Annotated in this window: 19 protein-coding genes, 1 tRNA gene and 2 pseudogenes; 11 read left to right on the forward strand and 11 right to left on the reverse strand. The window is 58.8% G+C overall.

The annotated features are described in order from the left end of the window. Positions 1-253: 253 nt before the first annotated feature. From GJG85_RS35275 to GJG85_RS06455, 3 genes and pseudogenes are all read left to right on the forward strand, one after another. Positions 254-343 (forward strand): annotated as a pseudogene (locus tag GJG85_RS35275) (plasmid pRiA4b ORF-3 family protein); the annotation flags it as partial. 88 nt (positions 344-431) lie between these two features. Further along, on the forward strand, positions 432-590 hold the full coding sequence (locus GJG85_RS34945; RefSeq protein ID WP_080334305.1) for a helix-turn-helix domain-containing protein: 159 nt from the start codon (positions 432-434) through the stop codon (positions 588-590). Next, the gene (locus GJG85_RS06455; protein ID WP_050015228.1) at positions 587-1,447 is read left to right on the forward strand and encodes an IS30 family transposase; all 861 of its coding nucleotides are present in this window, start codon (positions 587-589) and stop codon (positions 1,445-1,447) included. Before GJG85_RS34945 ends, GJG85_RS06455 begins: the two co-directional genes overlap by 4 nt. 136 nt (positions 1,448-1,583) lie before the next feature. Here GJG85_RS06455 and GJG85_RS06460 read toward each other — a convergent pair whose 3' ends face one another. From GJG85_RS06460 to GJG85_RS35205, 4 genes are read right to left on the reverse strand one after another with little or no spacing between them, the layout of a single operon-like run. Further along, a complete protein-coding gene (locus tag GJG85_RS06460; RefSeq protein WP_050015230.1) occupies positions 1,584-3,326 on the reverse strand; it encodes an ABC transporter ATP-binding protein in 1,743 nt (580 codons plus the stop codon). A 46-nt stretch (positions 3,327-3,372) separates the two neighbouring features. Then, positions 3,373-5,160, reverse strand: coding sequence for an asparagine synthase C-terminal domain-containing protein (locus GJG85_RS06465; RefSeq protein WP_204383771.1), 1,788 nt, complete (start codon positions 5,158-5,160; stop codon positions 3,373-3,375). Beyond that, on the reverse strand, positions 5,153-5,773 hold the full coding sequence (locus tag GJG85_RS06470; protein ID WP_160300518.1) for a lasso peptide biosynthesis B2 protein: 621 nt from the start codon (positions 5,771-5,773) through the stop codon (positions 5,153-5,155). Before GJG85_RS06470 ends, GJG85_RS06465 begins: the two co-directional genes overlap by 8 nt. A 55-nt stretch (positions 5,774-5,828) precedes the next feature. Further along, positions 5,829-5,960, reverse strand: a complete 132-nt coding sequence (locus GJG85_RS35205) for a hypothetical protein (RefSeq protein ID WP_256975452.1) — start codon at positions 5,958-5,960, stop codon at positions 5,829-5,831. A gap of 972 nt (positions 5,961-6,932) precedes the next feature. Here GJG85_RS35205 and GJG85_RS06475 point away from each other — a divergent pair. From GJG85_RS06475 to GJG85_RS06495, 5 genes are all read left to right on the forward strand, one after another. After that, complete coding sequence (locus tag GJG85_RS06475; RefSeq protein ID WP_050015232.1) at positions 6,933-9,440, forward strand: type VI secretion system Vgr family protein; 2,508 nt, start codon at positions 6,933-6,935, stop codon at positions 9,438-9,440. A gap of 45 nt (positions 9,441-9,485) precedes the next feature. Beyond that, positions 9,486-12,368, forward strand: a complete 2,883-nt coding sequence (locus tag GJG85_RS06480; protein WP_204383772.1) for a glycoside hydrolase family 104 protein — start codon at positions 9,486-9,488, stop codon at positions 12,366-12,368. A gap of 10 nt (positions 12,369-12,378) precedes the next feature. Next, entirely contained in the window at positions 12,379-12,906 is a 528-nt protein-coding gene (locus GJG85_RS06485; RefSeq protein ID WP_235356246.1) for a hypothetical protein, read from the forward strand. A gap of 28 nt (positions 12,907-12,934) precedes the next feature. Next, positions 12,935-13,186 (forward strand): PAAR domain-containing protein, encoded by a 252-nt coding sequence (locus GJG85_RS06490; RefSeq protein WP_080334308.1) that lies wholly within the window; start codon positions 12,935-12,937, stop codon positions 13,184-13,186. 68 nt (positions 13,187-13,254) lie between these two features. Then, positions 13,255-13,731, forward strand: a complete 477-nt coding sequence (locus tag GJG85_RS06495; protein ID WP_179233128.1) for a conjugal transfer protein — start codon at positions 13,255-13,257, stop codon at positions 13,729-13,731. A 195-nt stretch (positions 13,732-13,926) separates the two neighbouring features. Here the strand turns inward: GJG85_RS06495 and GJG85_RS06500 are convergent. Then, positions 13,927-14,003 (reverse strand) — tRNA-Pro (locus GJG85_RS06500). A gap of 161 nt (positions 14,004-14,164) precedes the next feature. Here GJG85_RS06500 and sixA point away from each other — a divergent pair. Both sixA and GJG85_RS06515 read left to right on the forward strand, forming a co-directional pair. After that, positions 14,165-14,626: a phosphohistidine phosphatase SixA gene (gene sixA / locus GJG85_RS06505; protein WP_050013658.1), complete on the forward strand. Its 462-nt coding sequence runs from the start codon at positions 14,165-14,167 to the stop codon at positions 14,624-14,626. 170 nt (positions 14,627-14,796) lie between these two features. Continuing rightward, complete coding sequence (locus GJG85_RS06515; RefSeq protein WP_050013659.1) at positions 14,797-15,603, forward strand: GNAT family N-acyltransferase; 807 nt, start codon at positions 14,797-14,799, stop codon at positions 15,601-15,603. 202 nt (positions 15,604-15,805) lie between these two features. Here the strand turns inward: GJG85_RS06515 and GJG85_RS06520 are convergent, their stop codons facing one another. Beyond that, entirely contained in the window at positions 15,806-15,976 is a 171-nt protein-coding gene (locus GJG85_RS06520; RefSeq protein ID WP_006476323.1) for a hypothetical protein, read from the reverse strand. Positions 15,977-16,112: 136 nt separating this feature from the next. Between GJG85_RS06520 and GJG85_RS06525 the strand changes: the two genes are divergently transcribed. Continuing rightward, on the forward strand, positions 16,113-16,289 hold the full coding sequence (locus GJG85_RS06525) for a hypothetical protein (RefSeq protein ID WP_089467143.1): 177 nt from the start codon (positions 16,113-16,115) through the stop codon (positions 16,287-16,289). A 19-nt stretch (positions 16,290-16,308) separates the two neighbouring features. Here the strand turns inward: GJG85_RS06525 and GJG85_RS06530 are convergent, their stop codons facing one another. The 5 genes and pseudogenes from GJG85_RS06530 to GJG85_RS06550 form a co-directional block, all read right to left on the reverse strand. Further along, complete coding sequence (locus GJG85_RS06530; protein WP_124640438.1) at positions 16,309-17,688, reverse strand: MATE family efflux transporter; 1,380 nt, start codon at positions 17,686-17,688, stop codon at positions 16,309-16,311. 10 nt (positions 17,689-17,698) lie between these two features. Then, a complete protein-coding gene (locus tag GJG85_RS06535; RefSeq protein ID WP_124630008.1) occupies positions 17,699-18,022 on the reverse strand; it encodes a DUF2288 domain-containing protein in 324 nt (107 codons plus the stop codon). A gap of 86 nt (positions 18,023-18,108) precedes the next feature. Continuing rightward, positions 18,109-18,381: pseudogene (locus GJG85_RS06540) on the reverse strand (AMP-dependent synthetase); the annotation flags it as partial. Positions 18,382-18,748: 367 nt separating this feature from the next. Further along, positions 18,749-19,450 (reverse strand): peptidoglycan DD-metalloendopeptidase family protein, encoded by a 702-nt coding sequence (locus GJG85_RS06545; protein WP_006476318.1) that lies wholly within the window; start codon positions 19,448-19,450, stop codon positions 18,749-18,751. Positions 19,451-19,581: 131 nt separating this feature from the next. After that, entirely contained in the window at positions 19,582-20,493 is a 912-nt protein-coding gene (locus GJG85_RS06550) for an aldose epimerase (protein WP_124630009.1), read from the reverse strand. Between the last annotated feature and the right edge of the window lie 234 nt (positions 20,494-20,727).

Genomic DNA, 20,727 nt, shown 5'->3' on the forward strand with positions numbered 1-20,727 from the left:
ACGTATTATCGCGTGTTCCAGCAAGTTCCGTGCGCGAGGTGGACGATGGATGCGCGGCCGCGTGGACGCGACGGGTGATCCGGGCCCGGGCCGTGCCGCCGCTGGCCGGAAAACGGGTGGAGGATTCAACGGCCGGTAAAAAGCACCCGTAAACGGCACAGGGGTTACGGCGTTCAACCGCAGCCCTCCGTCCCAGCGCGCTGGGACCACATTCCGATTGGTGCTCGCGCACGCCCGCCAGCGGATGCGGGCGCCCTTGGGCGTCGACGCTGAACTGTCCGATCCGTGTGCTGCCAATGCCACACTGCCACGCATGGATTCCAATCGGTGGGGAAACCGGTAACTCGCGCCGTCAAGACGGTGTCGGCCCCACGCTGACTGCTTAGACTCTAGTTTCAAGTGCAACACCTTTGATGAGGTAGGGTGTTGCAATGACGAAATACCAGCATCTGAGCGCCGAAGAGCGCGCGGCGATCATGATCGAGAGGACCAGAAACACGAGCGTCAGGGCGATTGCAAGGCTGCTTGGTCGCAGCGCGTCGACGATCACGCGAGAACTGGCACGCAATCGTACCGTCTCGCTGTTATGACGCCACGAGCGCGGCGAGAAGCCTACCGGGCGCGCCGCGAGCGAAGTCGGCCTCAGGCGAAGCTGGCAACAGGAAGCGCGCTGTACTGGCAAGTGCATCACGATCTGGTTTATCGGCGCTGGTCGCCGCAGCAAATTGCTGCCAGACTTCGCGAGATGCATCCAGATAATCCCGAGCAACGCGTCAGTCATGAAACGATCTACGCGGCCATTTATACCCATCCCCGCGGCGGCTTGAAGCAGGCGATGATCGAGGCCCTGCGCCAGGAGAAGCCGGTGCGCGGCAACGCGCGCAAGACGTTGGCCCGCAAGAGCTTTGTACCGGAAGAACTGCGCATCATCCATCGACCCGAGGCAATCGAAACGCGCCAATGGCCCGGTCATTGGGAAGGCGATCTCATCAAAGGCGCCTTCAATCGCTCGTGCGTCGGTACCTTGGTCGAGCGCAAGACCCGGTTCGTCGTGCTGTGCCGCATGGATGGCTGTACGGCCCAGGACGCACTGGAGGGGTTCACGCGCCAGATGAAGAAGCTCCCGGCCTTTCTGCGCGAGAGCCTGACGTACGATCGCGGATCGGAAATGACTTGTCATGTCGAGTTGGCTGAACGACTGAATCTGGACATCTGGTTCGCAGATCCCTACGCCCCTTGGCAACGGGGCAGCAACGAAAATACCAACGGCCTGCTGCGCCAGTTTCTGCCCAAGGGGGCCGACCTGTCAGGCGTCACCCAGATGCAATTGAACGACATTGCCAAACTGATGAACGGCCGCCCTCGCCAAACCCTCAACTGGAAAACCCCTGAAGAGGCTATGGCGATGGAATTGGCTGCCGCCGGATTGGCTAAACGTTGCACTTGATTCTTGAGACCGCCCTGTAGCTGGCCGTGCTCAGTAGAGTGATATGTGGGTGAATCTTTTTAGAATCGATTGCAGCGGTCGAACCAGGGGGGCGCACAAGTAGGCGACCGATGTGGTGTGACACGAGATCGTACTCTTAATCCATGTGTTGTCGGCGCTGATGGGCAGTTGGATCGGGAGATTCGGGTGCGAATTCTGTGACGCTCCCGTGGTCCACGTGATATACACGGTCTGCGACATCCAATAGTGCCTCGCGGTGCGTGACTGCGATGATTGTACTTACGCGTCGACGTATTTGTTCGAACACTCTGATTTCACGAAGGGGATCAAGAGATGACGTGGGCTCATCAAGAACAATGATGGGTGTCTTGCGTGCAAGTGCCCGACCAAGTGCAACCCGCTGTTTTTCTCCCCCAGAAAGTTCTCTGCCTTGAACGCCGAGCGTGGCATCCAGTATATTGCTCGTGCTGCTTTTGGTTAAGCTTCGCAGTTCAAGTGCGTCGACTAGATCGAGCAACTGATCATCGCTCGGTGGTTCTTCGCAACCGAAGGCGAGATTATCCCGGAGCGTACCACTGACAACTAACGGGTTCTGCGGTGCCACAGCCACAATCTTAGATATTGCGGTTGGGGAGAGCGTTGAGATATCTACACCATTCAGCCGGACATGACCCTCGGACGGACGCAGTAGTCCTAGCATCAAATTAATGACGGTCGACTTGCCATTTCCTGACGGGCCTATTAGTACTGTCACTTCATTGTTGTAAGCATGGAGATTAACTTTGTGCAAAATCTCGCGACCTTCTAATGTCATGGTTACATCGTAGAACTCAAAAACAGGGCCCTTCTCCGTGCTTTCTGTTATCTCCGAAAAATCTGATTCTCGAGGAAGGGTGAGAATATCGAAGCCTTCACAAAGGGCGAGATGATTGCGACGTAGATCGGAGAGTGATGCGGCAAGATTGGTAAATGGTGCTGTAAGCGCAACAATATATCCGGTAACCATCACGAAATCACCGACGCTAAATTTACCCCGAGTCACTGCTGCTGCTGCGATCACGGTAAAGACCGTGAGAGCGATACCGGTGAGCAGAGCTTGTAAAGCTAGCAACAACGAGAGCCGTGCGTTACCTTGCGACACTTGAGTAATATATCTCCCTAGGATGCGATCTAATGAACGCTCTTCACGACCGTATGCGTCATTCACCTTAATGTCCGTCATGAAGCCGAGTTTTTCGATCAAGTGACTGGACAGAAGATTGGACGCACCAAATATTTCAGCGTGAGCGCTTTTGGTTCTTGCGGCCAAGGTCCATGTGGCTGCGAAGAGTACAAGCATTGAAATTACAAAGGCGAGCGCGAAAGATAGGCTTGTTAGTCGCCAAAGTACGGTCGTCGTAAGTGCGAGTTGAAAAATGGTCGGTGCAATGATCCAAAACAACGTAAAAGTGAGCGCGCTGAAGGCTGCGCGACTTCGGGATATTATTGACGCTATCGTGCCGGGGTCCAATTTTGATAATTTGGAATACTCTACACGAATCAGGTGTGAGTAGTAAGACTTCTGGAATGCTGCGTCGCATCTGGCTAGCATGGCTGCCGAAAAAGCTGTTTTGATCCATTCAGTGATTCGCGCGACTGTCCAAGAGGCCCCGTATGCAGCAGCGAAAATCAAGGCTGATTGTTTGGAAAATCCATAATCTTGATGAGAGAGGGCATTGGTGCTTTCTCGCAGGAAATATGGTATCGAAGTCCCGAGCGCGGAAATCGCTAGCATTCCGATCGTCGCAAAGATGAAGTGAATCGGAAGGGACTTGTAGCTGGAGATTGCGACACGGTATGCCGAAATATAATCTTTAGTTATTTCTCGCACAAACGACATTTTTCCCTCTTGAAAAATGGTGACCCGCTGATGCTCGCTCGTATCTCTACTGGAACGATTGAGCGGTACGCGCTATGTCTCTGTGTGCAGTGTGGTCCACCTTCTGCCGACTAAACATTCCCCGGACAAACGTTTCGGTCGCGTAGATGCGCGTGATTTCGGCAAGACCGACAGGAAACCCATCGGCGGCACGTTTAAGTAGCTTCTCTAGACCATCGCGGCGCACCATTCGTTCCGCTACACAAAATCCGTCCAGACAAACTTCTCGTACGTGGTCATAGTGCACGTAAAGACCTTGTAAGGCTGAGTGTGTTGTGTCGCCTTTGTCGGTCCGCCATAGATTTGGCAAATTCGACGAATCGAAGGCCGCTTGTCGGACGATTAGGCGGTTGTGATAACCCGTGAACAAGTCTTCCAAACTAGCTCCGAGGGCGAGTTCAACCATTGGCTGCGCGAGAAATGGCAAGATGGGACGGCGTATGGTGGGGCGGACCTGGACCGCAGTTTCGTCCAGAGTCGCCGCCAGTGCAGCCATTTGATATCTTCTTCCTGGCTGTACCAACAATCTCCAATTGGTTAGCAAGTCGTCGTATAGACCGGCAGGCATCGCCCTCGGGCACCCATGCACGACACTCGGATCAGCGCTTTGCCCAAGTCCGCCGCGAAAGTACTGGCGCGCGTCGTGCATTGATCGTTTGAGCGCGGCCCAAATCGGTATCCGATAGTAAATCGCGAGATCCCGCAAGGCGGTGATCGCGCGTACAAATCGAAGTTTGGCCATAGCATCGACAGGCACTCCGAAGGGCGGGGGGCCCAAGAAGAGTGCATCGCCGCCGTGCCCGTTTATGAGCGTGTCGTCCCGCCCTGGAACACCAGCGTGAGCCAAATTTGCAGTCTGGGCGAGGAAGCATAGTTGTGTCGATGGCCGCGCAGTCAATGGCACTTCGTGGGCCGGTGCGAATGGCAGTTGGCTTAGTAGTGGGTAAGTTTCATGTCGCAGCCGACATTTTTCTGCGACGATGCGAGCAACCGACACTTCGTTTGATGAAGCCCGATCAGGATCGAAATGGGTTACAGCCGTAATTTGCTCGGACAGTCCTGCGCGGTGTGCGGCGATTGCGAGGGCAGTGGACTCTAAACCGCCCGACAACTCGAGAACTGCTGGTCGGTCGGGCTCTATAAGCGAGTGCAGGACTGTCGACAATATCGCAATCGGATTATGATCGGTTGATCGTCTCCGCCGTACATTTGGAGCCCACATTCGGGACAGGGAAATACTCCCCTGTTGATAGGTAAGGAACATTCCTGGAGGCAAAAGGGAGACATTCTCGATTCCTGTCTCGTCTGCATTGCCATACCCATGTGCGAGGTAACAGTGAAGGTACGAATTATTCGGCTTCGCGTGGCCTTGCTCGATTGAGGGGAGGTCGTTCACGTCGGAAGCGATGTGAAGATCGCCAGATCGATCGAGGGAATAATAAATTGGAAATTGGCCGCAAGAATCGCAAAGAACAATAAAGGTCGAATTTCTCCGGTCAAATACAATTGCAGCAAAATGCCCCCAAAATTGGGCCGCCACCTCACTGATATCTCGCAGAAATGTCGCGACGAAATTGCCTAGCGGCGCTGCTTCGCCGCTGTCGCGACACAATACGCGACCTGCGATACACCATAGCGCAATGCTGTTCTCGCCGAATATAAGGGTGGGATTGGTAGCTTGGGAGGAAAGTTTGAACCTTGCGAGATAGCGAGAAGCGGTCCGCCAAAATTTTTCCCGAGCGAAGTCATGAGAATCACGTTGACAGGAATGGTTGAAGAGTGTTGCGTTAACCATTTTTAGGAAACTCGTAAATTACAGCGAGTTGCATACGGCGATCAGGGTGATCGCCCACGACAAATCCATTGGATTCGACCCATGCGTGTGCAAAGAAAGGGCGGCTTTGAACTCCAATGACGAGATTGAAATCAAATCCGTAGCGATAGCCGGCAATAATTAGAGTTGCGGCCCATTCCAGGCATTTTGTCTTTCGAATATATGCCATGCAGGCCAGGTTGACCGACGCGATAAGATCTTCTTTGCTCACATTTGTTTGGAGGGGCTTGATTTTGGATCGCTCGTTATTGATTGCTTCTATAAGGCCTAACATCCGCTTTTCTCTTGAGATGCGATGAACCTGGTGGAGTGTGGTGAGTAACTTAATCCAGTCAAAAGCCGGTATACCTAATCGCAACTGGCCCGGCGTGATTTTCCAGCAGTTAACCGGAACGCCAGTGTGTTTAAGGAGTGGGTGGCTGCACCCGTGGTCTTTTAGACTGTATTTTGAAACTGGTTCTAGTTTTTTGGATTGTGTCGGCGATAGTACGGTGTAGCGATCTGATGTGAGATCGAGCGCGATTATCTGATCGTCGAACCACGTTATGTGAGCTTGATTGTCTCGTGCGTGCATGGTCATTCCGCCCCGCTTTTTGACGGGGCGGTCATAAAGCTATCGATCTAGTCGATTATTCCATATAGACCCACGAAATTCCTTCGAGGATCGCGCCACCGGCGGCGCCCATCGTGCTGTCGGTTGCATTCACCGACTCAGCGTCAGTAATTTCCAGGATGTCGGTCAGATTGATTTCGAAACTCATCGGAATCTCCTTGATGTGCAGCGGAATTGCTGCCTCGTAAGGCTAGTAATTAAGAATTTAAAAATCAACATTCTTAAATGAAACGAAATGTAAAAAAGAGGGTCGTTAGCAATGTTGATAATTGTTTATTCGAATGAAATTATCGATTTTTTGTTTCGTCGAATAGTCTGGTGCGAGTCAGGCGGTGGCGAACTACTTCCCCAATTGAAATCAAGCAGTCACATGCGTTGGGATGGCGCTGGGGCGGTGCAGTCAGTCGGATTTGCGGAAGAACAGGATTTATCTATATCGAGGGCCCCTGTCTTCAATTCGAATGGCCGATGCCTGCGAGGGCGCATCTCGAACGACGGCGCATGTCCAGACGCGGTCCGTCAAGCTGAAGCGCGTGCAGCGCGTGACTGGGATAGGACGCATGAGCTCGCCATCCGTCGTTGAGCGAACAGCGAACCGAGATGCGATGAGCGTCGCGGCGGAAGTGCGGCGGCGGAGCGGCTGTAGTTGGCCGTGCTCGTGGAGGTGATATATAGGTGAATCCTTTTAGAATCGACCGCAGTGGTCGAACCTTAGGCCGCACGAGTTCGTTCTTGAACCTGATGCTCGCGTAGATAGATGCTATCGGGAATTCATTGCAGGGTGGCCACACAAAGTCACGGAATGGCCGATAGCTTTGTGGGGGCGAAGCCGGACGCAGCGACTCCTCGACGTTAAATTGCGACGGGTAGATACGTCGAGCGCGTTGGCGTGTGACTGTCTGACTTTGTAAGGGAGTGCCAACTCACCACGCTGATCTTAGTCAGCTTGTTGAAAGCAGCGTCTTTATAAGAAATGAACGCTTTTTCACTGACGTTTGCTATGCTCTAAGATTGAAATCGAATCGATATTTGTTTCAAGTCTCTTTCTGTAATTTTACATTAACATTATCGTCGAATTGTCTGAGAGCAATAGACGTGTTTCCCTAAACGGGGTTGTTGCATGGCATCGGACATGCTGGATAAGGCGCTGCGCGGCGGTTACGCGCAGTTCGATCGTATCGTCAAACTTGACACTCCACTCGGCGACAACTGGCTCACACCACTGTACGTCAAGATCAACGCGCGGCTCGGGCGCAATTTCGAGGTGACCGTCGACGCCTCATCCGTCATGGGCGACAAGATCAAGCTCGGTGCCCTGATGCTGCAGCCCGTCACACTCTGGATTCGCCAGACGGACGGTGGCTATCTGCCAATCCACGGCTACGTGCAACAGGCTCGTCGCTTGGGGAACGATGGCACTTTGTCATATTTTCAGCTCCATTTCGCTTCATGGTTGAGCTTCCTCAAGCTCAGCAGCGATCGGCGCGATTGGCAGGAAGCCAGCGGCTGGCAGATCCTCACCGACGTATTCGACAAACATCCGCAAGCCTCTGGCAACTACGGTCAGGAACTGCGCACGGCGATACGCTCATATTCGCACCGCGTGCAGTGGGAAACCGACTGGAATTTTGTCCACCGGAGTCTGGAGGAAATCGGCGTGTTCCCGCGCTTCGATTTCGCGAAGGACGGCAAGTCGCACAAGGTCGTCATGATGGACGACCTCTATTTTGGGCCGTCGCTACCGAATTCGGAGATGAAGTTCAGCCACGCGGGTACCGATGAGGATTTCGACGGACTCACCCAGTTGAGCGAACAGCAGGACGCCCAAAGTGCGACGCTGACGCTCGGCACCGCCGACTATAAGCGACCTGACCTCGATAAACAGGCGAGCACGCCAGCGGCTGATCTTGATGAGTTACCCGGTCAGGGCGAAGAGTATCTCTATACCGGCTCACAGACGTGGGCAGAATCTGATGCTGGACAACAACAGGCCCGCATCCGCACCGAGGAATGGGCTTCGCGAGCAAAACGCTATTTCGCGATCGGCAGTCCCCGTTATGCATTGCCCGGCTACTGGTTCAAGGTGTCGGGACATCCGCTCTTCGATGCATTGCCGGAAGAAGAACGCGAACTGTCGATCATCGCGAGCGACTGGCTGATCCAAAATAACTTGCCCGGCATGGATGCGCTCACGCGATTCCCGCGCAGCCTGCGCAGCGAGATCGAGCAGGTCCAGGCGGCTGGGACCGGTACGACCGTGAGCCACCGTGATGGCGGTGTCGGATTTTTTCACGTCGAGATCGAAGCACAACGCCGCAAGACGCCGTTTCGTAGTCCGTTCGAGCACGAGAAGCCCGAGATGCACTTGCAGACGGCGATTGTCGTAACCGACAGCGATGAAGAAATCGTCACGGACGATGGCAACCGTGTGCGGGTCAGGACATCGAACAGCCGAAAAGACCGCAATACGAAGTCGACGTCATGGATTCGCGCAGCGATGCCGGACGCAGGTTCAAAGCGCGGCGGTTACTTTCCGTTGCGCAAAGACGATCAGGTGCTCCTCGGATTCGTGAATGGCGACTGTGACCGGCCGGTAATCATCTCGCGACTGCACGGTGGCGCAACGATGCCGGTGTGGCACACGCACGGCCTGCTGTCCGGCTTCCGTTCTCGCGAATACGGCGGTGAAGGCTTCAACCAGCTCGTCATGGACGACGCTACCGGTCAGAACCGAGTCCACCTTTACTCGTCGAGCTACAGTTCTCACCTGCATTTGGGCTACCTGATCGAACAATCCGATAACACGCGCGGCTCGTTCCTCGGCAACGGATTCGACCTGAAGTCCGGCGCGTACGGCGCGGTACGCGCCGAGCAGGGGCTCTATGTATCGACGCAGCCAGCCACCGCCCAGCCGCTGAACGTAACGGCCGCCACCGATCCGCTTGCTGGCGCGGAAGCCGTGCTCGAGACCGTGTCGAAGGCCAGTGAAACGAACCGCGCCGAAAGCCTCCAGGACGGTCAGGCCGCGCTGAAGTCGTTCACCGACGCAACGCAGCGCACGGTCGCCGGTTCTGCCAGCGGCGGCCGTACAGCGGGCGGCGGCACGGGCAATGCGAACGGTTTTGCGAAGCCGGTGATGCTGCTGTCGAGCCCTGAAGGCATCGCCGCGTCGACGCAGCAGTCGATGCATGTCACGGCGAACCAGCACGCGAACGTCGTTGCAGGCAAGAACGTCAACTTGGCCGCCGGTAAAGCGTTGCTGGTCAGTGTGCTCGACAAGATCAGCCTGTTCGCGCAAAACCTCGGCATCAAGATTTTCGCGGCAAAGGGACCGGTAGACATTCAGGCGCAAAGCGGCTCGGCCTCGCTGGTGGGGCTGCAAGACGTGAAGATCGAAAGCGCGGACGGACGGCTGATTCTGACGGCCGCGAAGGAAGTGTGGATCGGGGCGGGCGGCTCATACATCAGCATCAAGGGCGGTTTGATCGAGAACGTGACGACCGGACAGATTCTGGAAAAATGCGGCAGTTGGGACAAACCGAGTGGTGGCAGCGGAATGAAGCTTGATCCGCTGAAGGCGACGCCGGTATCGACTGACGGTGGACGCGGTTCACTCTTCTCCGGCTGACACGGAAACGCAACACGAAAGCAAAAACGAGAGATTCCGAGAAACATGAGCACGAACCATCATTCCGCGAAAGGTCCCGCGCCCGCAAAACCGAAAGCTGCGCCAAACGCACCGGGGGCAACGCAGACTACCGCTGCACCGAGTTACAAGCCCCTGAAGTGGGCCTATCCGTTTACCCCGGTCGATACCGACGGGGCGGACAAACCAATGACGTACATGAAGGCGCTAGCGACGGCGGAGGACGGGTTCTATCCGCTCGGCGCAAACGGTATGTGGCACGGAGGCGTGCACTTTGACCAGAACACAGCCGTCCAACTGAAGCAAGATGAAGGCTTCCGCGCGATCGCCGATGGCGAAGTCGTCGCATACCGGCTCGACAGCAAGTATCCCGAACAAGATTATCAGGACGGCCGTCACGCGCTGTATTCGACCGGTTTCGTGCTGGTTCGCCACCGCCTGCAACTACCGCCGCCGCCATCTCCGTCGCAACCGTCGAAGACGGATGCGGCCACGAGCAAGAATTCGGCTGCCCAACCAGCATCCTCATCAAATTCTGCTCCGCCGCCGACGCCATCGCCAGTAGCGACTGCTCCAACGACCACAAATAAACCGGCACCAGGCGAAGTATTGACCTTCTTCAGCCTGTACATGCACACGATGGATCACGACAGCTATCTATCGGCTAAAGAACAAGCGAAGGTCGCCCAAGTCGATCCGTCGAAGCTGAACATGGACGCGATGCCGTATTGGGAAGGCGATCGGTACTATCGTGTCGGTGACAAAGCCAAGGATCCGCAAGGCGTTCCACTTCCGAAAATCCCGATGCCTTCGCTGAAAGACACGATCAGTGAGGATGTGTTGGGTGATTTCATCAAGAGCAATTTCAAAACGCCACCACAACTCAAACCAGATCCCAAGGATACTCCCACCCCGACGCCTCAGCCGGCCCCGATCGTTGGCCTGCGCATCCGAGATCTACCCAACGGCAAGATCATCGGCATCTTGCCGAGGGGAACAGAATTAACCGTCTCAGCTACGGATGAGAAGGCAAAAGCAAGTCCTGGCTGGGTCAAAATCAGCGCAATCAAGTCGGGGAAGCCGGTGGCAGCCGTCGTCGGTGATTCCGTATCCCCGCATGCACCCTTCGGATACGTATTTGAGAAGGAGCTTGACCTGATCGTCGATCCGAAGCCGCTGGATACGATCGTCGTGCTCAAAGAACCCAAGTGGGTGAACGCCGGCGATGTGATCGGCCAGTTGGGTCACTATCTGCGTTACCCAGACGCGAAGCTGTTGCCGGCGAAGCCAACGCGGCCGCTGCTGCATTTGGAGGTATTCGCGGGTCCTGAGCTCGAGGCATTCATCGATAAAAGCCGCGAACGCGCCAAGCAGCTACCCAAGTCCAAAGCGTTTCTAGAGATCTCACCAGGCGCTCGACTCATCGCAGACCTCCCCGATGCGGACCAAAAACTGCAGCCCGGCGTAAAGCTTGTCCCTCTCTCCCGCGACGCGAAGGGCAAATGGATCAAGGTGCAGCCTAAAACAGCAGCCCCCGTTCATGGCGGACGCCATACGAAACCCGTTTACAACGATGCCGGTGCCCCCGTTTGGGTCGAAAGTAATTTTGCCAACACGACGACCACGACAATCGTGCCTGGCTGGAAGGATTTCCCGCTGAGCTTCTCAAATGCCAAAGGGCCTGGTGCGGACTTTCGCGATGTGTTCCGCGTGAGCGAGTTGGATAAGAGCGGTGCAACCAACTTCGCGAAAGACGACAAGGATCGCCGTTGGTACTACGTGAAGATAGGGACGAAGGGCGGCAGCACTCGCGAAGGATGGGTATGTGAACAGGACCACCCGCTCGTGCAAATGTGCGGGCCGTGGGACTGGCCCGGCTTCGAACGTGTTGACAACAGCAGTATCAAGCCCGTGGACATGTTCAAACGTTACATCCACGTCGGAGAGCAATTTCTCGCCGATGAGAGCAAGACGGAATTCGAAACAAGCGCGGCAACGGTCAATGCGAGCCCACTTATCGCAAAGCTGGAGAAGGCCCTCGATGCAAACCACGACGGCAAGGTGACTGCACAAGAATTGAAACATGCGCAAGAAGTAGATTGGTCGGCGGAAGCGCTTTCCCACCTCATCGTGCGTTGTGAAAGTGAATGGGGCGGTGGCTTGGGGAAATGGGAGGAGTTATCGCCATTAATGAAGAAGCTACTGTGGTTGTGGAAGGCCGAAATCGAACGCATCGGGAAGCTCCAATGGTGGGAGGAGGTCGCTGCGAAAAAAGTGGACGGGTTTCCTGGTGATCCAAATCCGTGGCATTTCCATCCGATTGGGATTATAGGTAATTTCTGCGGCCTTAGCGGGATTGGCATTACTCTAGAAGAAGCTAGAGTGCGCGCATTCTTGCGAATGCTTCGAGTCGGGGAAGGCACCGAGGGGCCGGAAGGATATGAGAGACTATATGGCGGCCAATCTTTCATCAAAGATTATCATCGAGATTTTAGCGACCATCCGAAGATATATATCACCCGAGAACATAACGGAAAGAGCATAACGTCGTCGGCTGCCGGCGCCTATCAGATCATGGGGTATAACTGGTTCCCGGAAGAGGGGCAAACCTACAGAAGATTGGCAAAGGTCAAAGATTTCTCGCCAATTTCTCAAGATAGGTATATTGTTGCGATCATGAAATACAAACGAAATTGTCTCGATGATGTGAAAAATGCGGACTTGGAACGAGCAATTTTCACGCATCACGCCAATAATGAGTGGGCCAGTCTGCCAGGCGATCAGTATGGTCAAGGTGGCGTCAACATGAGATCGGTGAAGGAGCATTTTGAAAAATATGTGGCGGACGAGCTGGAGGGAAATAGTGATCTTGCAGTTCCTGTTGGCGGTCTTGATGATTTGATTAAATAAAAAACGAACAATGAAGAGCGATATTTTACTGAAATTTGCCATTGTGGTTGCAGCAATGAGCCATGCTCTGTGCTGGGGGCAGGATATCGATTTCGCAAATCATCCTTCCGCTCTTTATCGAGGTTCCCTGCATATACCAAAGTATTACAAAAAAACCGATTCCGGCTGGCGAGATGATGATGGCAAGCTAGTGGCGCCTCCTGTAATAAATTTCGCAGGAAAATATCACATCGGGGTCCATAGTTGCGGCATGGAGTGTCGTTACTACACTTTCTCAGACCTTTCAACGGGAAAGGATTTAAACTCCCTGGATATGTTTTCGTCAAACGGCAAGACGCCTAACAAAACCCGGGATGGCAGATCATATATCACCGAATTGCTAAGCAAGGCAGACAGCAAGATGCTTGTCGCAAAATACTATATCGATGCATCAAACGGAAAACCTGCCGAGTGCCGGGAGCGGAAATTCATTCTCGACGAAAATATTAAGATGGTCGCCATCCCAAATTCATTCTCCTCTTGTAAAACAGAAAATTAGGATCATTTTTTTGTCAAGACGAAATATCATGATAAATTTAATCCGCCTTCACGATGGCACTGACCACGAAGGCAAGGTGATTACGGCCTCTTCGACAATGTCTTTTGACGGCCGCTACGTCGCACGAAAAGGCGACTATGTGTCGTGCCCTCAGCATCCTGAAGTATCACCCAACGTCATCGAAGAGGGCGACGCATCGATGATGGATGACGGCCTTCCAATCGCGCGTCACGGCCATCGTGCCACATGTGGCTGTCACCTGATATCGAGTCTCGTATGATCGGATCAAGACACTGTATTTACTCGCATGTGGCTGGCACCCACCCCTCAGCAACGGAAAAGTTCGCCGTGAAGTTGCCCCTGATCATCCTCTCGTGCGTGGTGATGTTGATGCTCTCGGATGAAGCGCGGGCCCAAGCCAACGATGGCACGGATCCGGACGCACCCATCGTGGCGAAATTCCATCACATCCGGCCGTATGAAATCACGGAGGGCACTCCCATCGTTGTTGGCTTGGAAACGGGCGATCCCGGAATTGGCGGCATGATGATCGGCATCGTGTCGCTCAACGTCTATGACCGTTTTGGCAACGTTGCCATTCCGAAGGGAAGCAAGCTGATCGGACAAACGATCAGGCAGGTGAACGACCGCCGTGAGGTTCAGTGGAGCGGCTTGCAGCTGCGTGGCACAGCTACTTTGCAGTTTGATCCGCCGCTTGAGGGTTGTATGCCGGATGGTTCGGCCGGCATCACTGTTTCCGCTCTTCGACAGCCTGACTCTAGTGTCGCAGCCCTCGTGACGAAGGCTTTCATCGTTCCGCACTGAACGGATACGCTACGTCCCTTTCGTCGGATTTCCCAGCGGAGCGAACGGGACCGCTCGAACTTCACCGTTTGGCCTGTTGCTGTCGAGTGAGAAGGTCCAGATTGAGCTAGGCTAGATCGGGTTACATGGTGGTTACATGAGCCGAATAAAGAAAAAGGGGTTACACGCTTTTGGCATGTAACCCCTTGATTCCTTTGGTCGGAGCGATAGGATTCGAACCTACGACCCTCTGATCCCAAATCAGATGCGCTACCAGGCTGCGCTACGCTCCGACGAGCCAAAGATAATAACGTCGAATGGCCGATCCGGTCAATCACGATATGCGGGTAAATGTCGCGACCGCGAACCGCCCGCGATTTGCGACAATTCCCATGATGATCGGCCGGCCCGAGCGCATGCGCGCGCGGCCGCTCGCCGAAGCAAGGAGAACATCATGATGAATCTGATCCTGTGGCGCCACGCCGAAGCCGAAGACTACGCGGCGAGCGATCTCGCGCGCCAGCTGACCGTGCGCGGCCGCAAGGACGCGCAGGCAATGGCCAAATGGCTGCGCGGCCGGCTGGAGACGAATACCGTGATCCTCGCGAGCCCGGCGGCGCGCACCGTGCAGACCGTCGAGGCGCTGACCGACCAGTACCGGACCGTCGACGCACTCGCGCCGGGCGGCAGCGTCGACGATGTGCTCGCGGCGGCCGGCTGGCCGGAAGGCATCGCGCCGACGGTCGTGATCGTCGGCCACCAGCCGACGCTCGGCAGCGTCGCCGCGCAATTGATCGTCGGCGGCGACGACAGCTGGAGCGTCAAGAAGGGCGGAATCGTGTGGCTCGCGAGCCGCACGCGCGACGGCAGCCGGCAGGCCGTGCTGCGCGCGGTGCTGACGCCCGAACTGGTGTGAAGCGCGCCTGAATGGGTTTGAAGGGATTGATCGTACGGTTTCGCAAGCTTTCTGCTAAAGTCAATTCGGCGACACGTCATTGAAAAGACACGGTCGTGCCACATAACGGTCACGGCCGGTTACTACATTGGCGGGCATGTCGTCCTATTCCTTACGATCAGGAAAGCCTAATGCGAGAACTGCCGACGCCTACGCTCCCTTTTGCCTCGCTGCCCCTCGACATGTCGCGGCGCCACCTGCCGCGCGCCAGTGAAACCGTCACATCGGAGTATCGCCTGCGCGCCGCATGGGCGCGTACGGAAGACGAATTGCGCGAAGCCCAGCGCCTGCGCTACAGCGTGTTCGCCGAAGAGATGGGCGCGCAGGTCAGCGGCCCGTCCGGTCTCGATGTCGATCCGTTCGACGCGTATTGCGACCACCTGCTGGTCCGCGATCTCGACACGCTGAAAGTCGTCGGCACGTACCGCGTGCTGCCGCCGCACCAGGCGGCACGTGTCGGCCGCCTCTACGCCGAAGGCGAATTCGACCTGTCGCGCCTCACGCATCTGCGCGGCAAGATGGTCGAGGTCGGCCGCTCGTGCGTGCACAGCGACTACCGCAGCGGCGCCGTCATCATGGCGCTGTGGGGCGGCCTGGGCGCGTACATGATGCAGAACGGCTACGAAACGATGCTGGGCTGCGCGAGCGTGTCGATGGCCGACGGCGGCCACTACGCGGCCAACCTGTACCAGTCGCTGTCGGCCGGCTCGCTGACGGCGCCCGAGTATCGCGCGTTCCCGCACACGGCCCTGCCGGTCGACGAACTGCAGACGGGCACCGCCGTCGCGCCGCCGCCGCTGATCAAGGGTTACCTGCGTCTCGGTGCGAAGATTTGCGGCGCACCGGCCTGGGATCCCGACTTCAACTGCGCGGATTTCCTGACGCTGTTCCGCCTGTCGGACATCAACGCACGCTACGCACGCCACTTCCTGGGCTGAGCGGTCTGAACCGTATCGCGCCCCTGAGGCGCGGCGCACGCAAGCGAACGCCGTCGCGTGGCAAGTGCTGCGCGACGGCGTTCGTGTATCTGGCGCATGTATATGTATCGGCCCTGATAATTTCAGCGATACGCGACGCTCATCGTGCCGCGGTGCGGCACGTTCGCGACGGCCCGGGGAGCGCCGAGCAGCAGCGACGCGCTCAGTGCTTGCGCCGCCAGTCGAGCAGATGGTGTTCCGCCATCCAGTGGTGGATCATCCCTTCGCCTTCGTGGCTGCGCTTGTATTCGCGCGACTCGAAGTACGACAGTGCGACGAGCACCATCAGACCGATGAACAGGCCGATCAGGCCCGCAATTTCTTCAGACGACATGGCAGCCTCCTTTCAACGGCACAGCGCCATGCGTACATAGTAGGACATGTGCGGCGCAACCCCGAAACCGGATTTCCGCTAGACTCGGCGCGGTCCCGGCGTGCGATGGGCGCGCCGTTTTCCGGAGCTCTACCTGATGACCCGTTTCATGCTGGCCGTGCTGGCCGCATCCCTCCTTGCCGCCTGCAGCAGCGATCCTCGCCAGGCGCGCCGCGGCCACCCACCGGAAGATCCTGCCGACTATCACGGCGTGCCGACCGACATGACGCCGCCGTCGATGCTCGACGCGCCGTCGCCGAAGCCGGTGCAGTAACGCTCGGCCGCGCTCGCCGTCACGCGCGGGTCGCGGACGCGGCCTGCGGGTCCGCACCAATGCGCCGCAACAGCGCCGGCAGGTAGCGCGCGAGCGTCGCGCCGCGCGCGGCCATGAACAGGAGCAGCGCAAACCAGAGGCCGTGATTGCCGAATGTGCCGACGGCGGCGAGCGTGGCCGCGATGAAGATCGACAACGACACGACCATCGCGCGCATCAGCGATTGCGTCTGCGTCGCGCCGATGAACACGCCGTCGAGCAGGAAACCCCAGACCGACACGATCGGCGAGATCGCGGCCCACGGCAGGTAGCGCAGCGCGACGGCGCGGATCTCGACCTGATCGGTCAGGCGCGCGACGATCCAGCCGCCCGCCGCCCAGTAAACGAGCGCGAACAGCAGCGCGCCAAGTGCCGACCAGAACAGCGTGACGCGCACGGCTTGCCGGAATGCGCGGCGATCGCGCGCGCCGGCCGCCGCGCCGACGAGCGCCTCGGCCGCATGCGCGAAGCCGTCGAGGCCGTACGCCATGAAGGTCTGGAAATTCAGCAGCAGTGCATTCGCTGCGAGCGTCGCGTCGCCCTGTTTCGCGCCGAGATGCGCGAACCAGCCGAACGCGCCGAGCAGGCACAGCGTGCGCAGGAAGATGTCGCGATTGAGCGCGATCAGCCGCTTGAGCGCGACGCGGTCGGCAAGCGCACGTGCCGCGAGCGGGGCCAAGCCGCGCGGCCGCAGCCGCCACAGCATCCACGCGCCGAGCGCGAAGCCGCATGCGTCCGCGGTGGCGGTCGCCGCGCCGATACCCGCGATGCCCCAGCCGAAGCCGTACACGTAGAGCAGCACGGCGGCGATGTTCACCGCGTTGATGAACACCTGCGCGACGAGCGCGAGCCGGACGCGCTGCATGCCGAGCAGGTAGCCGAGCACCACGTAGTTCGCGAGCGCGAACGGTGCGCTCCAGATCCGTGCGTGGCTGTATGCGAGCGCCGTCGCGCGGACCGCATCGCTGCCGCCGAGCGCGGACAGCGCGAACGACAGCAGCGGCACCTGCAGCGCCAGCACCGCGGCGCCGAGCGCGAACGCGACGATCAGCGCGCGCAGCAGGTTCAGGCGGATCCCGGCGGCGTCGCCGGCACCATGCGCCTGCGCGACGAGCCCGGTCGTCCCCATCCGCAGGAAGCCGAAGCCCCAGAACACGAAATTGAAGAACAGCCCGCCGAGCGCGACGCCGCCGAGATATTGCGCGCCGTCGAGGTGGCCGGCGACGGCCGTGTCGACGGCGCCGAGGATCGGTTGGGTCAGGTTCGCGACGACGATCGGAAACGCGAGCGCGAGGACGCGCCGATGCGTGACGGCGGCCGCGGCGCCGCCGTCCCCGTGCGGTAACGCGGAGTCGGACATGGCGGACGCGTCAGGCGCGTTCCTGCACGCAGACCCACGGCGAGACGACGACCGCCCACAGCTCCGGATTGCGCGCCGCGTAGTCGGCGGCGGTCTCGGCCGGCATGCGCGCGACGAGGCCGGACGACAGCCAGCGCGTGACCTGTTCGGCGTCGTCGCTGGCGACGGCTTCCGCGACGCTGACGAGATCGAGGTCGCGTGAGATCGACAGCAGCTTGCCCTGCGCGAAGAAGCGCTCGAGATCGCACCAGTCGATCTTGGCGGTCTCGCCGAGGAGTTTGGCGTAGAGCGGGCTGTGCGACGCGCCCGCGGCGGCGTGTTGATCAGAGGACATCGGTTTCTTGGAAAGACTGCGTGGCGCCACTATAAACCATCCGGCCGGGCGGGCCGCTCACGCGTCGCGCAGCGCGCTCCATGCCCAGTCGGCGGGCGTCGCGCGCGAAAGGTACCGATCCGGTCGCCGCGCCGCAGGCCGGCACGCGCAAAGCTGTTCGCGAGCCGGTTAGAGGCATTCCTCAGGTCGTCGAGCGTGACGCGGAAAACGCCGCCTTGCGTCGTTTCGTGGATCAGCGCGAGGCGCGCGTTGCCGTCTGCCCATTTGTCGCACACGTCCGCGCCGATGTTGTAGCACGCCGGAATGCCCCACTGGAAGCGGGAGAGGCGCGCGTCGTAGCAGTCGGCGGCGGGCAGCATCGGGCGGTCTCCTGGTGTCGAGCGTGGCGTCGGGTGAACGGCTTACATCAGGAATTCACGCAGACGAATCCACAATGGTGTTTCCTGATAGGGAATGTTCGGACTCGTCCAATAGGCGAGGCTCAGTGCACGATTCCACAATGACGCATAAGATCAAGACAAAACAGTGGTGTGACCATGGATTTGCTTCTGATAGCTGCGGGGTTCAGCCTGATTGGAATCGGGGTGCTGGTGGTGTTTGCTCGTCACGTCGATCCGTTGTCCGGCCGTTTCACCGGACGTCTGCGCAAGCGCTGACTCGATTTTTTCCGTTTTCGACGCGACGGCACGCGATGCGCGCCGGCGTCGCGTGTCGTCTGTCGTGCGCTCAGCGCGCCGGCAGGTAGCGTGACGGATCGATCGAGCGGCCGCCATAGCGCAGCTCGAAATGCAGCGCGACGCGATCGCTGTCGCTGTTGCCCATCTCCGCGATCGATTGCCCTTGCGTGACCGACTGGCCTTCCTTCACCAGCAGCGCGCGGTTGTGCGCGTAGGCCGTCAGGTAATCGGCGTTGTGCTTCAGGATGATCAGGTTGCCGTAGCCGCGCAGCCCGTTACCGGCGTAGACCACGACACCCGGCGCGGCCGCGACCACCGGCGTGCCCGGCGAATTCGCGATGTCGATGCCCTTCGATTTCGAGCCGTCGAACGTGCGCACCACGTTGCCGGCCGCCGGCCAGATCAGCGCGATGCTCGTGGCCGGCTTCACGGCCGATTCGACCGGCGCGGAAGGGGCCGGCCGCGCGCGGCCCGCGCTGCCGGTGCCGGTGGTCGACGGCGTCGACGCGGTGGTCGTGCCGGGCGGCGGTGCGACGCGCAGCACCTGGCCGACTTCGATCGCGTCGGGGTTCGTCATCTGGTTCCAGCGCACGATGCTCTGTACCGACGTGCGGTTGTCGCGCGCGATCTTGTACAGCGTGTCGCCACGCTCGACGCGATAGAACCCGGGGCCGACGGGCGCGGAGCCGCACGCGACGAGCAGGGCGGCGCAGGCGGCTGCGAAGAGTCGCTTCGTTGTTGTTCCGAACATTGAACCTCGCAAAACCCCGCCGCGCATGACGCGGCAGGCAACACAAAACGTCAGATTTTAACGGGTTCGACCCGCGCACTGCAGTTTCGGTCGCGGGTGCGGCTGCCGCGCCCGGTTCGGTGCGTGTCGAATCAGCCGGCGAGCGGCGCGACGCGGATCCGCAGCGTGGCCGTTTCGGTCGCGCCCGGCCCGAGCATGCGCAGCCCGCGGCCGTTGTGGATCGCATCGGGCAGGCCGAGCCACGGTTCGACGCAATAGAAATCCGAATCCGGCTTTTCGGTCCACGTCGTGACCGCGTACCACGGGATCGAGCCCGGCACGTCCAGCGCGATCTCGATCGTGCGGCGGCGGCCCGGCATCACGATGCGCACCGGCGCCAACGGCTGGCCGTCGAGGCAGTGAAACCGATCGAGGATATCCGGATCGTCGAGGCGATAACGGGCCTGGCCCGGTTCGGGCTGGCTGATCGAGCCGTCCGCGCGCTGTTGGCAACGGTGCGTCGGCGGCAGCTCGAGGACGGTGTCGGCCCGCTCGCCGTGCGGCAGCGCGAAATAGAAATGGTGGCCGGCGTAATAGGGCAGCGGCGTGTCGCCGCGATTGGTCGTCGTCAGCGCGACGTCCAGCGTATGCGCGTCGGCTAGCCGGTAGGTCGTTTCGAAGCGGAAATCGAACGGGTAGCTCGCGCGTAGCGTATCGTTCGCGTCGAGCGTCATCGACAGCGCGGCGCCGTCGGCCGACGGGTGCGCGTCGAACGGCAGATCGCGCGCGAAACCGTGCATCGGCAGGTCGCGGACGACGCCGGCTGCGTCGCGCCAGCGGCCGATCTCGCCGTCGACGCGGTGGCGGCCGAGGAACGGGAACAGCAGCGGATTGCCGCCGCGCACGCGTGCGAGGTTGCTCCAGTCGGCGGTTTCCGGCCAGAAGATCACCGGTTCGCCATCGACGTGCCAGGACAGCAGGCGGCCGCCGAATTGCGGGGCGACCCGGACGAGCGACGGGCCGGCGTGAAGTTCGTGAATGTCGTGTTGCTGGAAGATCGGCATGGCGAATCGGGTTGGGCGGGGTGACGGGAGCAACGGGCGTTCCATTATCGGGCCGCGGCCGGTCGGGGAAAACCCTTCTCGGGAAATTGCGAGTTTTTAACACGGTCGACCGTCGGGATAATGCCTCTAAACCGGTGATGTTGCCGGGTCATGACACTTCGTGGAGGGGGCCATGGATCTGGCAATGGCAATGGGAATCGCACTGTTCGGCATGTTTACCGGCAGCACGGTATT

This window comes from Burkholderia sp. MS389 (assembly GCF_016899425.1).
GTDB lineage: Bacteria > Pseudomonadota > Gammaproteobacteria > Burkholderiales > Burkholderiaceae > Burkholderia > Burkholderia sola.

Excerpts from the sequence above, each read along its gene's own strand:
- GJG85_RS34945 (WP_080334305.1), top strand. The coding sequence starts at position 432 with ATGACGAAATACCAGCATCTGAGCGCCGAAGAGCGCGCGGCGATCATG.
- GJG85_RS06455 (WP_050015228.1), top strand. The coding sequence starts at position 587 with ATGACGCCACGAGCGCGGCGAGAAGCCTACCGGGCGCGCCGCGAGCGA.
- GJG85_RS06460 (WP_050015230.1), bottom strand. The coding sequence starts at position 3,326 with ATGTCGTTTGTGCGAGAAATAACTAAAGATTATATTTCGGCATACCGT.
- GJG85_RS06465 (WP_204383771.1), bottom strand. The coding sequence starts at position 5,160 with ATGGTTAACGCAACACTCTTCAACCATTCCTGTCAACGTGATTCTCAT.
- GJG85_RS06470 (WP_160300518.1), bottom strand. The coding sequence starts at position 5,773 with ATGCACGCACGAGACAATCAAGCTCACATAACGTGGTTCGACGATCAG.
- GJG85_RS35205 (WP_256975452.1), bottom strand. The coding sequence starts at position 5,960 with ATGAGTTTCGAAATCAATCTGACCGACATCCTGGAAATTACTGACGCT.
- GJG85_RS06475 (WP_050015232.1), top strand. The coding sequence starts at position 6,933 with ATGGCATCGGACATGCTGGATAAGGCGCTGCGCGGCGGTTACGCGCAG.
- GJG85_RS06480 (WP_204383772.1), top strand. The coding sequence starts at position 9,486 with ATGAGCACGAACCATCATTCCGCGAAAGGTCCCGCGCCCGCAAAACCG.
- GJG85_RS06485 (WP_235356246.1), top strand. The coding sequence starts at position 12,379 with ATGAAGAGCGATATTTTACTGAAATTTGCCATTGTGGTTGCAGCAATG.
- GJG85_RS06490 (WP_080334308.1), top strand. The coding sequence starts at position 12,935 with ATGATAAATTTAATCCGCCTTCACGATGGCACTGACCACGAAGGCAAG.
- sixA (WP_050013658.1), top strand. The coding sequence starts at position 14,165 with ATGATGAATCTGATCCTGTGGCGCCACGCCGAAGCCGAAGACTACGCG.
- GJG85_RS06515 (WP_050013659.1), top strand. The coding sequence starts at position 14,797 with ATGCGAGAACTGCCGACGCCTACGCTCCCTTTTGCCTCGCTGCCCCTC.
- GJG85_RS06520 (WP_006476323.1), bottom strand. The coding sequence starts at position 15,976 with ATGTCGTCTGAAGAAATTGCGGGCCTGATCGGCCTGTTCATCGGTCTG.
- GJG85_RS06525 (WP_089467143.1), top strand. The coding sequence starts at position 16,113 with ATGACCCGTTTCATGCTGGCCGTGCTGGCCGCATCCCTCCTTGCCGCC.
- GJG85_RS06530 (WP_124640438.1), bottom strand. The coding sequence starts at position 17,688 with ATGTCCGACTCCGCGTTACCGCACGGGGACGGCGGCGCCGCGGCCGCC.
- GJG85_RS06535 (WP_124630008.1), bottom strand. The coding sequence starts at position 18,022 with ATGTCCTCTGATCAACACGCCGCCGCGGGCGCGTCGCACAGCCCGCTC.
- GJG85_RS06545 (WP_006476318.1), bottom strand. The coding sequence starts at position 19,450 with ATGTTCGGAACAACAACGAAGCGACTCTTCGCAGCCGCCTGCGCCGCC.
- GJG85_RS06550 (WP_124630009.1), bottom strand. The coding sequence starts at position 20,493 with ATGCCGATCTTCCAGCAACACGACATTCACGAACTTCACGCCGGCCCG.